The 15,071-nt window shown below is 43.3% G+C and carries 14 protein-coding genes; 12 read left to right on the plus strand and 2 right to left on the minus strand.

Translation table 11 applies throughout. The features are described 5' to 3' along the window. The first annotated feature begins 108 nt into the window (after positions 1-108). The 6 genes from AB6E78_RS03960 to AB6E78_RS03985 all read left to right on the plus strand — a co-directional run bounded on the left by AB6E78_RS03960 (position 109) and on the right by AB6E78_RS03985 (position 6,899). Positions 109-618 carry a S26 family signal peptidase gene (locus tag AB6E78_RS03960; protein ID WP_086714935.1) on the plus strand — a complete coding sequence of 170 codons (510 nt, stop codon included), beginning with the start codon at positions 109-111 and terminating at the stop codon, positions 616-618. Further along, positions 605-2,185 (plus strand): TrbC family F-type conjugative pilus assembly protein, encoded by a 1,581-nt coding sequence (locus tag AB6E78_RS03965; protein WP_372129070.1) that lies wholly within the window; start codon positions 605-607, stop codon positions 2,183-2,185. Before AB6E78_RS03960 ends, AB6E78_RS03965 begins: the two co-directional genes overlap by 14 nt. A 16-nt stretch (positions 2,186-2,201) precedes the next feature. Further along, the gene (locus AB6E78_RS03970) at positions 2,202-2,429 is read left to right on the plus strand and encodes a hypothetical protein (RefSeq protein WP_081230308.1); all 228 of its coding nucleotides are present in this window, start codon (positions 2,202-2,204) and stop codon (positions 2,427-2,429) included. 12 nt (positions 2,430-2,441) lie between these two features. Further along, positions 2,442-3,509 (plus strand): TraU family protein, encoded by a 1,068-nt coding sequence (locus AB6E78_RS03975; RefSeq protein ID WP_081230309.1) that lies wholly within the window; start codon positions 2,442-2,444, stop codon positions 3,507-3,509. 131 nt (positions 3,510-3,640) lie between these two features. Next, positions 3,641-6,604: a conjugal transfer protein TraN gene (gene traN, locus AB6E78_RS03980; RefSeq protein ID WP_372103844.1), complete on the plus strand. Its 2,964-nt coding sequence runs from the start codon at positions 3,641-3,643 to the stop codon at positions 6,602-6,604. Between the two features lie 25 nt (positions 6,605-6,629). Further along, positions 6,630-6,899, plus strand: coding sequence for a hypothetical protein (locus AB6E78_RS03985; protein WP_136987062.1), 270 nt, complete (start codon positions 6,630-6,632; stop codon positions 6,897-6,899). 75 nt (positions 6,900-6,974) lie between these two features. On the opposite strand, the gene AB6E78_RS03990 is transcribed toward AB6E78_RS03985, so the two are convergent. Both AB6E78_RS03990 and AB6E78_RS03995 read right to left on the minus strand, forming a co-directional pair. Beyond that, positions 6,975-7,142 carry a hypothetical protein gene (locus AB6E78_RS03990; protein WP_165919345.1) on the minus strand — a complete coding sequence of 56 codons (168 nt, stop codon included), beginning with the start codon at positions 7,140-7,142 and terminating at the stop codon, positions 6,975-6,977. 11 nt (positions 7,143-7,153) lie between these two features. Next, the gene (locus tag AB6E78_RS03995) at positions 7,154-8,158 is read right to left on the minus strand and encodes a hypothetical protein (RefSeq protein ID WP_136987061.1); all 1,005 of its coding nucleotides are present in this window, start codon (positions 8,156-8,158) and stop codon (positions 7,154-7,156) included. 265 nt (positions 8,159-8,423) lie between these two features. Here AB6E78_RS03995 and AB6E78_RS04000 point away from each other — a divergent pair, with 265 nt between their 5' ends. The 6 genes from AB6E78_RS04000 to AB6E78_RS04025 form a co-directional block, all read left to right on the plus strand. Then, positions 8,424-10,271, plus strand: coding sequence for an ATP-dependent helicase (locus tag AB6E78_RS04000; protein ID WP_102367669.1), 1,848 nt, complete (start codon positions 8,424-8,426; stop codon positions 10,269-10,271). Positions 10,272-10,554: 283 nt separating this feature from the next. Beyond that, positions 10,555-11,502: a single-stranded DNA-binding protein gene (locus AB6E78_RS04005; protein WP_372083463.1), complete on the plus strand. Its 948-nt coding sequence runs from the start codon at positions 10,555-10,557 to the stop codon at positions 11,500-11,502. A 16-nt stretch (positions 11,503-11,518) separates the two neighbouring features. Then, positions 11,519-11,677 carry a hypothetical protein gene (locus AB6E78_RS04010; RefSeq protein WP_154723760.1) on the plus strand — a complete coding sequence of 53 codons (159 nt, stop codon included), beginning with the start codon at positions 11,519-11,521 and terminating at the stop codon, positions 11,675-11,677. 60 nt (positions 11,678-11,737) lie between these two features. Beyond that, positions 11,738-12,823, plus strand: coding sequence for an AAA family ATPase (locus AB6E78_RS04015; protein WP_081230315.1), 1,086 nt, complete (start codon positions 11,738-11,740; stop codon positions 12,821-12,823). Between the two features lie 404 nt (positions 12,824-13,227). Beyond that, positions 13,228-14,262, plus strand: coding sequence for a DUF3150 domain-containing protein (locus AB6E78_RS04020; protein WP_081230317.1), 1,035 nt, complete (start codon positions 13,228-13,230; stop codon positions 14,260-14,262). Positions 14,263-14,327: 65 nt separating this feature from the next. Beyond that, positions 14,328-15,071: hypothetical protein (locus AB6E78_RS04025; protein WP_372153733.1), on the plus strand; the 744-nt coding region annotated here is incomplete at its 3' end.

Raw genomic sequence — 15,071 nt, forward strand, 5'->3', positions numbered from 1 at the left:
ATAGATCAAATAGTCATCAATATTTGGCTGCCTATTTGGATTTTATGACTAAATAAAGTGTGAAGATTACGTATATCCAGTTTATCAATGTTTCGATAATGGCGGCGTATGAACATTACACAGTACACATATATCAAAATATTCGGCACGCTCGTTGGCTTAGTGTTGGCCGTATTGTTACTTAGTGGTCGGTATCAGATTTCATTGGTCCCAACAGCATTGGGTTGTTTACCTATCAAGGCCGCTGTCATCGACTCTAAGAATCATTTCCCCAAGCGTGGGCAACTCATGTCCTTCCTGTCGCTTAACGCACAACCTTATTTCGCACATGGCACCAATTTCTTGAAAATAGCAGCTGGTGTTGCTGGCGATACCGTGACCTTTGACTTGGATGGAGTCACCGTGACCACCAAAGATGGGGAGGTCATTCGTTATGCGGCTGATGCTCGTCGAATGATTAATTATGCCCAAATCGACTTCGATACCCTCAATAAAACTTTCGTTGTCCCTGAAGGTCAATATTTCGCTCTTGGCACGCTACCTACCTCTTTTGATTCAAGATACTGGGGTTTAGTTGAACACTCTCAAATTATCGGAGTTGGCTATGCATTTCTCTAAGGCACACAACGTCTTGTTACTAACTTCATTCATTGCGACTTACGCGTTGGCTAACGGACAACTCACTCAAGAAGATCTGGACAATGTACAACGAAGTAACGACATCATATCCAACGCCCATGAAGTTGAAGGTACTCAAGCAGTTTTAGATGCAAGTAACTTGAACCCTAAAATGATGAAAGAACTGAAACAAATGGCGGATCACGCCAAGTTGTTGAACAGTACTATTTCTGACCAATCGGACTCTCTTATCGAATATCGCAAGGACGATACGCCAGATATCAATTTCAGAGCCCTTCAAGATGTTATCGATGATAACCAAACTCAGTATCAAGCCAATTCCATTGTCAATGAAGGACAACCAAAACCCTTAGCATTCGCTCCCTCCACATTGACAATTGATAATCTCGATTCGATAAGCATTGAGCAGCCTAACCCTTCGTCTCCAAGTCAAAAAGTAGACAACAAATACGACGATGAAGAAGCGAACACTGTTTTTTGGATATTCGTGTCGAGTTCAATGCCTGATCACCAAATGAAAGAGGTGCTAGAGCTCGCTGCAGAGTGGGGAGGCCGTGTTGTGTTTAACGGCTTACGACCTGGCGACGTGGGCGTACCAGATATGATTAAAGGTTTGTGGCAATTAAAGGTCAAACTGGCTAATGCTCAAGATGACATACGCACGCATGCCGAGAACCCAGACAAACTGAAACGAATCAATAAAGCCGCTGTTTACATGGATCCAATGGCATTCGAGCGTTTCAACATTGAACAAGTTCCAACGATGGTTTATGAGCGCAAATTATCCGATAACACAAAACTCGTCGGGAAAGTGAAAGGTCTAATCAGCGCAAGCTACTTACAGAACGAGACGGAAAGCGCGGCAGCAAACCCTGATTATGACGGCTCCGAGGTATTCCTTGGTGAAATGGGGTCCATATTTCCTATCGCAGAAAAAAGCTTCATTGAAGAGTCAAAAAATAGAATGAGGGCCGTGGATTGGGAAACGGAACAAAAACAAGCAATAGCACGCCATTGGCATAACCGCAGTTTTCATACTCTTCCACCAGCCGCGAAAGACCGTGAGTTCGACTTTGACCCAACAGTAATAGCCACTGCTGATGTGAAAGCGGTGAATGGTCTTATTCTGGCCAAGAAAGGAGAGTTAATAAATCCCCTCAAGCCGCTTAAAAACCACGACATAGTACCTGCACATTTAACCATGTTTATCTTTGATGCGACCGACGAACAGGAAGTGGAGTTTGTAAAGTACATGTCTCTCAATGAATCTCGCGGGAAAGTGAAACTCATTTCTACACGTATCGACAAGGATAGGGGGTTTGACCACATATCTGAGTTAAATAAGAAGTTCACCTATGACGTGACCATCCTGACTAAAGAAGTCATCGATCGATTTGATTTGGAAGTGACCCCGACTCGGTTAATTAGTACCGATGAGGGTATGTTCCAGATAAATGAGTATTCAGCGCAAACAGTCACTCAGGTCAACCTACAAGTAGCTGACGGTGGCCAACCTACACCGTTCAATCAATCCAAAACAAACTAGTTAAGGAAAACACAACATGATTAAGAATCTCGTACTTATTGGTTTCGGCGTCGCTCTCGGTGTGTGGTTGGCTGATACACAGCCCAATCTAGCCAACTCTGTGAGGGACATTACTGAATCAAGCATTGATGCTGCAGATCAGCTAATGAAAGATAACCCAAACTTCTCGAATTCCGTGAACAACATTAAAGAACAAGGTATTGACGCTGCTGGTGTTGTGATAGAGCAAGTGAATAAGAACTAAAGGGAGGAACATATGATTAGGTTCTTTTTGATTGGTTTGATGTCCACAATGATAAGCATGGCGAGCTTATATTCTGTGGCTGCGGATAACGACAAAGCAGGCGACTTATGTCCCGATGCCAACATCTTGAGTACAGTCATCGACGGTATGTGTTGGAGCTGTTTACTTCCAATTCGACTAGCCGGTATTGGTGGGGACGCGCCTAAAGGTGCCGCTTCGAGCAAGCCTTTTTGCATGTGTGCTGATGAGCTAGGTGTCCCTGAATGGGGTATACCGCTCGGATTCTTCCAACCATCAAGGATCGTATCTTTTTCACCAACGCCATACTGCATGCCTTCATTCGGTGTTCGTTTGGCAGACGATAATACCCGTGCTGGACAAGGCCGAACAGAAACAGCGATTGACGATACAGAAACTTCTTTTTTTCACTATAAATATTGGGTTTACCCAGTAATGCAAATGATTGAAATGTTTGCCAATGCGGATTGTACCTATGATGGGGCGACAACATTGGATTTGGCGTACTTTTCCGAAGCCGACCCGTTGTATCAAGATGATTTGTTGGCGTTCGTGATGTTTCCGGAAACCGTTATCTTTTCGAACCCAATAGCGACGTCTATCTGTACAGCCGATTGCGCTCAAATACTGGCTGGTGGAGAGGTGGTTGAAAACTATTTTTGTGCTGGGTGTTCAGGGAACCTTTACCCAATGACTGGTAATAATCAGTACAGTGACGATCCGGTACGTGGCACTTCGTTGTTAACCACGCGTTTGATGGCCACTCTACACCGACGTGGGCAAGCACAGCTGACAATGGGTAATCATATGATTCAAGACAGTTGTGAACCGAACTACGCGCCAATGTTGCCAAAAACACAATATCGTTCATCCATGCTTTACCCAGTAAGAGAGGCGAGCTCGCAACCTAAAGGTGGGGGAGGATCTTCAATTCCACTATCAACAGGTTGTTGTCATAAACTCGGTGACAGCGTTCTTAAGTGGGGGAACGGGCGATTGGTCCCTGGTCGGGAAGCGTTCGTTTATCTTTTGTATTCTTGGAATGATTGCTGCTTAAGGTAACTTTAGAGAGCCACCCTAACGGGTGGTTTTTTGTATTCGTTTAACAAAAACTCAAAATGCCCTCGCTATTTGAAATTTTTTAAGTGTTACGGGATTAACCTGATCTTGTTTTGAGAAAAAGGCAGGGCGTTATGTTTAATCGAATACTGACTCACTTTAGCTTGTTCGCGTTTCTGGTTCAGATCTTTCATGTTTCTTTTATCGGTGTGCTGTATGCATCTACCTCAACGGTGACCTACGCACAGGATATGTCACTTGATGAGATATACGGAAACTTTCAAACACCTACTTACAGCGGTGGTAATGCTACTGTAGGTGGTAACTCGCTAGGCAACTCAGAATTGTTTGGATTGGATGTTGAGCGTGTTGGATCAGAAGGGCAATTCGACGCTTACCAAGCCTATCAAAATGAAAACAAACTCAGAGATTCAGGGCAAGGTGTCTCTGATAGATTTTCTAGCAACACAGTTGGCAGTGAGTCAGATTATGACGCTAAGGCATACAACACCTTAAAACTGAACTATAACGACAATTACCAAAAGCTAGAGTCCGATGACGCTATCATGGTCGATGCTGACAACATCTTTAAAGACTTAGCCAATAACCTCGAAGATTCAGATTCTGACTTTTATAGTGCCTGCACCACTGAAACAAACACGTATTCAGTAAACAGGGAGTATGTCGGAAAAGTGCAAAATGAATGCATGGAACCCGATCGTTCGAACTTAATGAAGTGTGAACTGACGCGACACACAACTTACCCTTTGAAAAAGCGTTCGGGGAGTGGTGATGTAGAAATTCTGGATTCTCATACCTTCAGGTTGACGGTAGGTGACCCTACAAATAACGGCACAAATGACCACGGAATGGGGTGTTACCACAAAATTAACTTTGTTGAATTTGAACTCGAAGACGATGTGCGTATCAGCTCCGTGACCTTTGAACGCGTGTGGGTGGATGATGTCATTCAGTTTACTCTTAATGACGAAATCGTTTATCAATACGTTCCTACCAAGTCGTATTGGTTTGGCAATAGCGGTTCTACATACCCTGATTATGATGAAAACGGCAATTGGGCGCACCCATATGTAGACGAAACTGGCTTTCCATACCAGCATACCAATTGTGAATTCAGCTCTAGCCGAGTCTTTACAACGAATACCAATATAACAGGCCAATTTGAAGCCGCTCGCGCTTCTAATCGCGGTATTGTCAAATTCAAAATGCGCCTCGGTGTTGGTGGTGGAGGGGAAGGTAAAGCCACCATCCTAGTTCGTACCGTGGATCCAATCGACCCCCGAGAATTCATAGAACAATCGCCTGTAGGTTGTGCTGCTGAACTTGGGTGGATTCAAGACCCATCAACGTGTGGTGTGTTCGGTAATGAAGGCGACGAAATATACATTAACCCAGATTGTAGCAACCCTTTGAATCAAAGTGGTGGACAACAAGGCATGATGTGTAGCTATGGTGGTTGGGAGTGCGTCGATACAGAAGCCGCGCATATAGACGATTACGATCCGTTTTTGATTGGCTTGCCGATAAATGTTCCTCGTGCTGGCCAAACGAGCGATGGTAAAGAGTGTCTAAAGGCCAACGCCGTCAACTATGAATGTAACCCCTTACCTGATCAGCAAATTTGTGGCCAACCTTATTGGCCTGAAAGCAATGAGCGGGTTTGTACTTCTTTCACTGAATTTAATGCCAATATTCCGGACCGATGCGAGCCATACAGAAACAGTGCTGATTGTGCGTTAATTGAACAAAATCCAGCCTTTGTTGACCCGATAACGGGTCGAGCCTACGTTCAAGAGTCAGTCTACGAATGTAATACCTACACAAACGGAAACTACTCGTACACGATGGAGGAAGACATCTGCACGGGTGAAATGCAGTGTGTGGGTGGAGATTGCCGCTATTCCGAGCTAGAGATGAATGATGATTTTGCAGAAGCGATGGCAACGTTCAAAATGCTCGAAGACATCAAATCGAACATGGAATGTGAAAATCCAGATGATGTCTCTACCTGCAAAGTTTTCAATGGTGAAGTGTCATATTGCGGTATCGAGCAAACAGGACTTGGCTTCAATTGCTGCACGCTATCCGCAGGCCAAACTAATATCTTCGATTATATCAAAGGGGTCTATCATCACTACGCAATGGAGCAATCATTGGCTGGATTGGCTAGTTCGGGTGCGGGATTCGGTTCGTGGGCGTCGAGTTACCCGACTCCTGTCACCGACACAGTAACTTATGTAACCGATGCCGTGAGCGCTGGATGGGATTTTGCAGTTCGTAATGTCACGGGTGAAGTTGGAGAGGCCGCAGCGGAGGCCGCCACAGAGAGCTTGTTAGACGAAATCAAAGGTGAATTGATGAAAAAGGTCGCGGATTTGATCCCAGATGCAATTCGAGATGCCATCTTTGATACCGTGACTGAGGGGACGGGTTCAACAGCCACTACCACAGTGTCACTCAACCCAGCTGTCTCTGGTGCATTTGCAACAATTATGGCCGTGTATGCCGCGTATCAGCTGATTAAATTGGGCGCAATGATGATTTCGGAGTGCGACGACCTCGAAATGGGCATGGGTATGAAGCTTGACCAACAACAATGTATATATTCCTCTACCAGTTGCCATAAAGATACCCCTTTCGGCTGTCTGATAAAACGGAAGCACTATTGCTGCTACCCAAGTCCATTGGGGCGTATCATCATGGAGCAGGCTGCGCCTCAACTGAATATCAGCCTAGATCCTAGAAATGGACAATGTTCTGGTATGACGCTTGAACAAGTCAGTGAGTTGGATTGGGACGCCATAGATTTAACCGAATGGGAAAACTTGATCATGGCCTCTGGGTTAGCCGTTGAACATGATGACTTAAATATCGATACACTGTCGAGCCAAGCTTGGATGCCGAACAATGATGATGCATTGAATCCTGTGGACCTTAACCAAGCGCGATTCGAGTCAACTGACGCTGATGCAAACTTGAAAGAAACGCATGATGCGGCAATGCCTGGTAACTTAGATTGCTCGGTTTACCCTAGACCACCAGTGTGTGACTCTCCGTTATCGATTTTGGACGACTAGATTTCATTTATAAAGGACAAATGGCATGAATCAACTCACTGAATTACAAGCTGGGTTAGCAGTACTACAAAGTCACTGTACAAGGGGTAAAGTTATCGTGGAGGCGAATACAGGGGGAACGGGTATCAACGTTACCCTTCGTGCGCCAAAGAGTGAACAAAATGGTCTACTTGAGAAATTACGTTCTGTCGCCCCATTCCAAGGCAAAGAACAGCTGATTTCTCTGTGGGTCGATGACCTTAATTTCTATGAGTGCCGCCTAGAGAAGTACATGGCGTATATCACGGATAACTAACCATCAATGATACTGCTGACTTCGAAACATGAAAAAGGGCTTACAATGTAAGCCCTTTGTATTCATATTGACTATTTAGCTGTCTGCTTCTAGTTGCTCAACACGACTGATTTCGTCGTCGCACGAGATAGCGGTTATTTCAACATCTTCATACTTCGAATCCGCGCAGAACGCTTGTGTCAACTTCTTGGGTAAGGACGCCCCCTCTTTAAACTTAAAAACCACTGTCATGAATTGTTCCATATTCGGGCTCCTTACTGCGTAGAAACTTTTGTATGCGAGTTTTTGTTTTTGGCGCGTTCAAGAATCTCAGTGACCGTCGAGTGATACTCCGACAACTTTTGAGTGAACTGCTGTCCATCAACCGGCTTAACGAAATAGTACACCGTGTCATTGTTACGCACTGCATTGATGTTAGGAATGTACTGAGAATCAGCGATATATTCCTTCATCGGTAAACTCATAAAAGTAGCGGTCGGGAGCTTAATAGAAGGGCTGGTGGATAAGCCATTGGCATTTACAAAGCCTGTTGTTTCAGCGTCGCTGTATTGCATGTGTGCTATCAGGCTACTGTAATAAGTAAATCTGACCGCGATGACATTTGTATCTGGGATCTGCTTTTTAAGGTCAGCATCGAACACGTCTGTACTGAAAGGTTCCGAAATAGACCGTACACCGACTCTCGTCCCTAAGAAGGCAGTGTCCACTCCTCTGAAATATATCGCTGCGTGGGAGTCCACGTTTGAATCAAGTGGATACCCTTCAACACAAAGGCTTTCACCACCATTGTATCTTTCATCGTAAAACTTCGAATCTGGCGACAATGGTTTTTTGGTAAAGGATTGAAGTGTGTCGAATGAAGGAACCATTACCTCATCCATTTTAGACATGACAACCTTACACATTTCATACTCGTCTAAGCCACTATAAGTATCAGCATCCAAGTACATAACTAGGTTTCTTCGATCCCAACCGTACTTTTGATCCGCTAGGATGGCCAATCCGAAACCCGTTGCCATAGAGCCCAATGGTAGCCCTAATAACGTAGACCCCACATAGCCACCGATTCCCACATCCGAAATTGCACCTTTAGGTAAGGTTTGGTCTTCGATGATCGTTCCACTTCCTGCTGAACGGGTAACTTGGAGCGCGATACTTGATGTGCCTAATTCCGGTACTTCGTATTTTGCACTATTGGACGCACATGCATTCAAGAGTAAAGCGGCGGTAATGACTGATGCTGTTTTGAATAGGTCCATAATTCTGTCTTCCTTAGCCAAGTGAAACTGTATGAGTATTTATTAAATCTACTTACATTTATACATCATGAGCCGAAAAATACACAAAACCAGCCAATGAAAACGGGGGGAAATGGGGGGAAGCTTCGGATTATTTTCAAAATTAGTGACGGATGTCGAAACGATGTAACAAAGTGAATTTCCTTCGTTAATTGAACTTTGTAGCTAAATAATCTCCTACTCTGATGTACATATTCAAATCCATGAAGCAGTACGAGTCACGTATATGTTAAATCCAGATCAACATCTTTGCGTTAATGCGGAAGGCCATATCATGGTTGTTGCATTGCCCGGTTCAGGTAAAACTGAAGTGTCAGTGCGTTATGCTGAAAGGGTGCTTACCGATTCTGAGCAACACGCAATTGCCATGCTGACGTTCACAGATGCAGCGGCTACCAACTTAAAACGTAGGCTTAAGTCGACAATGCCAAGAAGTCAGACTCTTCGTGTATTTCCAAGTACTTTTCATTCTATGGCTGTGCAGCTTTGGCGTCAGACGAACTCATATAAAACGATTGTTATGGGTGGACACTTAAACATCTATATTGAGCGAGCGATGCGTGCTTGTCATGTGGCGATGAGTTATGAGGAAGCAGAGAAAACGATAAGTACGATCGGACAGTATTTAACTATACCTCGCTCAGAATTCTCATCTATCAAACTGAAACTTTTTGCAGCTTATGAAAGCATCATGCGAAAAGAGGGCAAAGTCGACCTAAATCAGATATCTCGCGACGTTATTCATGGTCTGCGAGATGGAACAATTCGACCACTGTCAGAAACTTTAGGCGTTACTCACATATGTGCTGATGAGTTTCAGGATTCCGACGATCTCCAATATATGTTTCTTTACGAGCACGCTAAACGAGGTTGTTGCATCATGGTTGTTGGAGACGATGACCAATCAATCTATGCCTTTCGAAATGCAAGAGGGGTCGATAACTTCCGTAACATGCAAGCTGATCTAAACGCGAAAGCCTACAGCTTAAAAATTTGTTATCGATGTCCACCAGCAATACTGAATGTGGCCAACAACCTAATTCAACACAATGTAGAACGAATTCCCAAAGAATTAAGGTCACACGTAGAGGAGGGCGGTGTTGTCGATTGTCATGGTTTTAAGGATGAAGACCATCAAGTTGAAAGTGTTGTTGAAGGTATCCTTGCCGATCAAGGCGGGTGGGCGGTACTGGCTAGAACCAATAAAGAAATCGATACAGTTGAGCTGGAGTTGTCCAAACATAAAGTGAAAGTTAAGCGCCTCGGCGGTAAGAGCTTCTTTGAGTCAGCCGATGTAATTTGTTATATCAAGTTGATGTGGATGCTGACACACCGTAACAGTCGGTATCTACAAGATTTCTTAGCTTACATGCATGAAGATGAGGTGATGATTGATATGGCGAAAAGTGCTAAATCAAATGGAATCGACTTTATTGGGACGGTAACCACCTTAACCCAAAGCCAATCATTGCTAATCCACACCCAATCAATTTTTGAAATGTTCATGCATGAAGGTGTCCCAAAAGAGCCAAGCAAAACGGTCAACGCCGAGTATCAACGAAAGATCATTTCAATGGTGATGGCGCAACGAAATATGAACTCTCCTGCGGCTCTTGGAGCGATGGCTGACATCCTAACCAAAACAGCTGCGTCACTTGGCAGTTTGGCTAAGGCCGCAGATCAGTTTCATGACCGGATAACCAAAATAAACGCTAAAAAGGCTGAAAAGATTGGTACAGATGAGGTAGTGATCGCTACGTTGCATGGCTCTAAAGGACTAGAGTTTCCGAAAGTCGCGATATTGAGCTGTCAAGATGAAAGAATTCCGCAACCAGATAAAGATGGTTTAGGCGAAAAGCATTGGGAGGAAGAGCGTCGCTTGTTGTATGTGGGGATAACAAGAGCTGAGAAGTACTTGCGACTGTGTTTCTTCAAAGAGCAGTTGTCATTTTTGAGAGAGGCGGTTCCAGATCGAATTGAGTTGGCCGTACAACAGCGAAATGAAGAGCCAGATTCGGCAGCTCAGGCAGAAAAACTGCAACAGCTAAAAAATGAGTTTTTGAACGCTTCTTAGCTTACGGAAAAGTTAAACACTAAAAAAGCTGCGCTTAATTTACAAAAGTCTCCCGTTCTTGGGGTTTACTATAGGTGATTTACCCGAGAAATTTTTTCACTTTTTTAAAGTGATACTTTTCTCCCTTAGTTGGAGAGCTAATAGCAATTCTCCCATAGATTTATTCTATGTCCCCAGTGACTTTTTTAAGTCATAAACCTGACCCTAAAGTGGGCTATAGATATCCCACTAGGGGATTACTCTATCTATAGTTCCACGTTATTTTATTAATGAGGAATTAATTATGAAACCTTTCCGTTCAAACAATGGCCTTATCGCATTCGTAGTTACTGGTTCTCAAATTGAGAATGGCAACACGACCATCTGGGCCGATCAAGTTACCTCTTGGGTAGACGGTCAAAACCAAATGCAGTCACGTACTAACCAGATTCAACTTTTTGCCCATGGGCAATTAGAGTTTCCAGTCGGTGTTGGTTATGTGTGTAAAGTATCTCTTAAGACGTGTAAATTCACTGGTAACAATAACAGCGAACTTACGCATACTTATTATGAACTTCATAATGTGTTAGGCGAAATTGATGGCAATTCTGTTAATCAATTTGGACTACCTTCATTGTGTAACTTTACGCTTGGCGGCAATGTTGGTTCGATTGAACAGAAAAATGCAAATGGCAGTACTTGGTACAATGTTTCAATTGCATTAACTCGTTCATTTAAAGATGAGCAACAAAATTGGCAAGATGAAACCCACTGGGCTCGCCTGTCAATTTCACAAAAAACTTTTGATCAGAACTTCAAACAAGGTTTAGACAAAGGTGATTCTTTAATGGTCGAAACTGAACTCTCTACTAACGATTACACCGACAAAAACGGCAATAATGTCACTGGACATGAATTCCGCGTTAGTCGTGTTCTTGGTATGGTTAAGAAGTTCGAACTTCAAAGCTTAAAAGCTGCGAATCAAGCCCCACAAAACAATGGATCTGCGTACAACAACGCACCACAGCAAAACGCTCCACAGCAAAATGCTCCTGCGTATAACAACGCACCGCAGCAAAATGCTCCTGCGTACAATAACGCTCCACAGAATGGTCCAGCGTATAATGCTCTACAGCAGAATGCTCCACAGCAGAATGCCAATAATGCACAACAACCTGACTCTACACAGCGTCAATTCCGCCCACAAGCAGGCAACGGAAATTTCCGTCAGCGTGCTTATAACCAGCAATAATTCGAGGTACGCGGATATGAATTTTTCTCACCAGAAAAATGTATCTGCAGCACGAAAAAGGCGCGCTCTGCGCCTTCTTCGAAAGGCTCAGGTACTGAATAACCCCAAACTTCTTCATAAAGCAGAAATGCTACTTGAAGATGCTAATAAAGCTTTCTTTCTCAAGACAGCTTAACCCCTTAATTAACTACCCATATTAATTTAACCCCACACTTTATTCCTGGAGGAATTAACTATGTCTAATGCTAACCCTGTGACTACTGTAGACACGAATAACCAACCAACTTCTACTGTTGAAGAAATTGATTATTCAGAGATGATTACTGTTCGTATGGCCGACGTGTTCAAACCGTTTGTCCCAGCAGCAGTAACGGCAGTTATTCAGATCCCTAAACACCGTCATCCAGATGTACCTCGCGAAATCGCAGGTTATATTCCAGATGAAAAACAACTTTCCCAAGTTATATCTTGGTTTTGCTCACCTCAACGACCTAACTTCATGCATATGGTTGGTCCTACGGGGTCTGGTAAAACTGATTTCATGCTTTGGCTTTGTGCTCGCCTTAATTGGCCAACTGTGCTGGTGTCTGTTAACCCGACATTACGCCCTGAGAAGATGCAAGGCCGCTGGGTGTTGTCAAACGGTCAAACGGAATATGTTTATGGACCTATCGCTGACGCTATGAAACACGGAAAATGTGTTTTGCTTGATGAATGTGATAAAGGGTCTTTAGATTTTATTGCCAAACTTCACCTTCCTTCTGAGATGACGAAACCTTGGTCTATTGAAGACACAGGAGAAATCATCTATCCACACCAGAACTATCGTTTTGTAACGTTAGGTAATACTTCTGGAGAAGGGGACATTTCTGGTTTGTATCCATCGTCTCGACGTTGGGATACGGCTTTTCGAAATCGTTCATTCGTTGTGCCTTTTCCGTATTTACGCACGGAAGTAGAAGAGAAAGTGGTAATTGGTAAATTTCCGTTCTTACGCGACCACAAGAAGTTACTTAAGAAGTTAATCCAGTTTGCTAATGCTATGCGTGATGCAATGTTAGGTCCTAATCGAGATCGAACAACCAAATCTGGTATTGGAACGGCTTTTTCAACTCGTGTGGTTTTGTCTTGGTGCTACTACATTCAAATTAATGGTGATAGAGCTCCACTGCGTGCTTCGTTTAATAATGTATTTTGGAATGGCTGCGACACTCGTGACAAAGCTGATATCGAAAAGATTATTGATCAAGTGTTCAAAGATAAGAATGGTCATATTCTCGATCAACCGTATACCTGGTTGAAAGAGCAATCAAAAAAGTAACAAGCAATGATTCAGAGTGTGATGATGCTGATTTGCCAAGATCGGATTTAGACGGTCTAGATATCAGTACAATCAAGTTCAAAATGTATCATTGCAATGACAATGGAAGTAATAAGCTTTGGGGATATACGTGCCTTGGTGCCGACACACTGGTTGTTTACGGAGCCAAAGGCCAAAAGCTTAACTTCTATCGTAAAACCCATCAGTCTGAGTTACTAGCGCGTAACTACATCGACAAAAAAGTTAAAGAGAAAATGAAGAAGCAATATCAGTTTACACAGATTAATTGTTTCAGCAAAAACGAACTTAGGTTCGCTACTCCTTAACAAACCTACCTAACCCCTTCAGGGACTAGATTCCCTGACCGGGATCAGTCCCTCCAATTTTTATTCCTTGGAGGAATTATGAAAGACATCAACGATACCCAAACTCTCGATATCGATACAGTAGCTCAAAATCAACTTGACCAAGTGGCTCAACAAGATGGCGAATTTGCTAATCGACTCGAAAATGGGCTTGTGATTATCGATGTAACTACTTCTGGCCGTGATGGAGAGAAAACGTTAGCGAATGCTAAAACTCTCTTAGACGAAAAGGAAGTGAATTCAAAGATTGCTCGTAAAGCCCGTATTGAGTGGTTTCCTCGTTCTGAGTTGCAGTTTAAGAACACATTGGAGACTAAGGCACGCCGCGCTATTGCAGCCCGAGGTGTCCGATATGGACGCGTTACCGCGATTCCAGTTGATGAACTTGACTCTCTACTCGTTGAACTCAAGGCAATTCAAGCTGAGTTTTATTCAGAAGTCGCTGACCGTGATAATCGCTATGACACCATAGTTGAAGAACACAAGAAAGCTAACCCTGATATGGCTGAAATTATTGAGTCATTGAAGACCCCTAAAGATGATTTCTTTAGACGTTTTCAATTCAACGTGTTGCCGCCGATGGCCTTCAAACCTTATTTCAATGATGACCAACAGGAAGCTGTTGATTACATCGTGGAAGGGATTTTGGATAACGTCGCGGAGCAAGCTGTTGTTGTTTATGAAAAAATTATTGGTAAAAGTTCAATGATTCAGCGAACTTTCAAGCCAATAAGAGCTATTCGTGATTACGTTTACTCAATGTCATTCCAACACACTGTGTTTGACCGATTGGTTGATGAACTTGATGAAGCGTTCGATACCTTACCCAAAACTGGGAACATCGAAGGCTCTGATATGACCTACGCGGTTAAATTGGTACATAACCTTACAGAACGTGGCTCCATCTTAAATGGCATTGTGCCGGTGATGGAAGTCGCAGATGAATCTGAACCGAGAATTATTGACGCGATTAAGGACTCAGTAGTTTCTACTGATACTGACAGCGGCAATAGTACTCCTACCTATGAAGAAGTCACTGGCGAAACGTCAACAACCGGCTTCTGGTTCGGCTAACCCCACCTACCTAACCTAATGAGCTCCCTTTGGGAGCTCTATCCTATTTTTTGGAGGAACACCTTATGGCTTCAATTCAAGAAGTTCAAAACACAATGCGAGTTATTACAGATATTCACGCACGATTTGACGTAAATATCTATTTTGACCGTCGAACTTGCTACACGAATGGCAGAGATATTTACATCAATGCTGGTGACCCCTCTGATGAAGTTTGGTCACGACTCGTTGAAGCAAAAATTACTCATGAAGCTGGTGGTCATTTACGATTCAGTGACTTCTCAGTCTTCGAGAAACACCTCAAGGGTAAATCAAGCACGTTCTTATCAATCAACAATATCATTGAAGATTGTCGCGTAGAGACTGCTTGTATGAAGGAGTTTTCTGGTGCCTACTGGGTATTTCAGAAAATGACTTATGACTTGCTCGAAGAGGGTTATTTTCAGGAACCAATAATAAGTAACGGCCCCGCTGGGTTGTTATTTGCTTGGTTATTGTATTCTGGTCGTGGTATTGCAATTGAGGGGCAATCTCACCTAAAGAAACTTGGTGATGATGCTCGACATCTACTGATGAAATTAGGCACTCCAAACTCTCCAATTTTTGATGAAATTGAAAAGCGGATGATTAATTGGGGTAAATTACCTTCAACAGTGGCTGCTATAGATGAAACCATCGAGGTTATGCTTTTATTAAAGCGTCTTTCTAAAGAGCAACCGCAACCACCACAGCAACAACAATCGGCTAATCAGAATTCAGAATCAGACGATGATTCAGATGGTCAGGGCTCCGGTTCAGATTCAGACGAT

It is taken from the genome of Vibrio sp. 10N.247.310.98 (assembly GCF_041467395.1).
GTDB classification, from domain to species: domain Bacteria; phylum Pseudomonadota; class Gammaproteobacteria; order Enterobacterales; family Vibrionaceae; genus Vibrio; species Vibrio crassostreae_C.

What these genes read in the sequence shown, in the direction of transcription:
- AB6E78_RS04005 (WP_372083463.1), top strand. Translation starts at nt 10,555, where the DNA reads ATGAAACCTTTCCGTTCAAACAATGGCCTTATCGCATTCGTAGTTACT.
- AB6E78_RS03990 (WP_165919345.1), bottom strand. Translation starts at nt 7,142, where the DNA reads ATGGAACAATTCATGACAGTGGTTTTTAAGTTTAAAGAGGGGGCGTCC.
- AB6E78_RS03970 (WP_081230308.1), top strand. Translation starts at nt 2,202, where the DNA reads ATGATTAAGAATCTCGTACTTATTGGTTTCGGCGTCGCTCTCGGTGTG.
- AB6E78_RS04000 (WP_102367669.1), top strand. Translation starts at nt 8,424, where the DNA reads ATGTTAAATCCAGATCAACATCTTTGCGTTAATGCGGAAGGCCATATC.
- AB6E78_RS03985 (WP_136987062.1), top strand. Translation starts at nt 6,630, where the DNA reads ATGAATCAACTCACTGAATTACAAGCTGGGTTAGCAGTACTACAAAGT.
- AB6E78_RS03975 (WP_081230309.1), top strand. Translation starts at nt 2,442, where the DNA reads ATGATTAGGTTCTTTTTGATTGGTTTGATGTCCACAATGATAAGCATG.
- AB6E78_RS03960 (WP_086714935.1), top strand. Translation starts at nt 109, where the DNA reads ATGAACATTACACAGTACACATATATCAAAATATTCGGCACGCTCGTT.
- traN (WP_372103844.1), top strand. Translation starts at nt 3,641, where the DNA reads ATGTTTAATCGAATACTGACTCACTTTAGCTTGTTCGCGTTTCTGGTT.
- AB6E78_RS04010 (WP_154723760.1), top strand. Translation starts at nt 11,519, where the DNA reads ATGAATTTTTCTCACCAGAAAAATGTATCTGCAGCACGAAAAAGGCGC.
- AB6E78_RS03965 (WP_372129070.1), top strand. Translation starts at nt 605, where the DNA reads ATGCATTTCTCTAAGGCACACAACGTCTTGTTACTAACTTCATTCATT.
- AB6E78_RS04020 (WP_081230317.1), top strand. Translation starts at nt 13,228, where the DNA reads ATGAAAGACATCAACGATACCCAAACTCTCGATATCGATACAGTAGCT.
- AB6E78_RS03995 (WP_136987061.1), bottom strand. Translation starts at nt 8,158, where the DNA reads ATGGACCTATTCAAAACAGCATCAGTCATTACCGCCGCTTTACTCTTG.
- AB6E78_RS04015 (WP_081230315.1), top strand. Translation starts at nt 11,738, where the DNA reads ATGTCTAATGCTAACCCTGTGACTACTGTAGACACGAATAACCAACCA.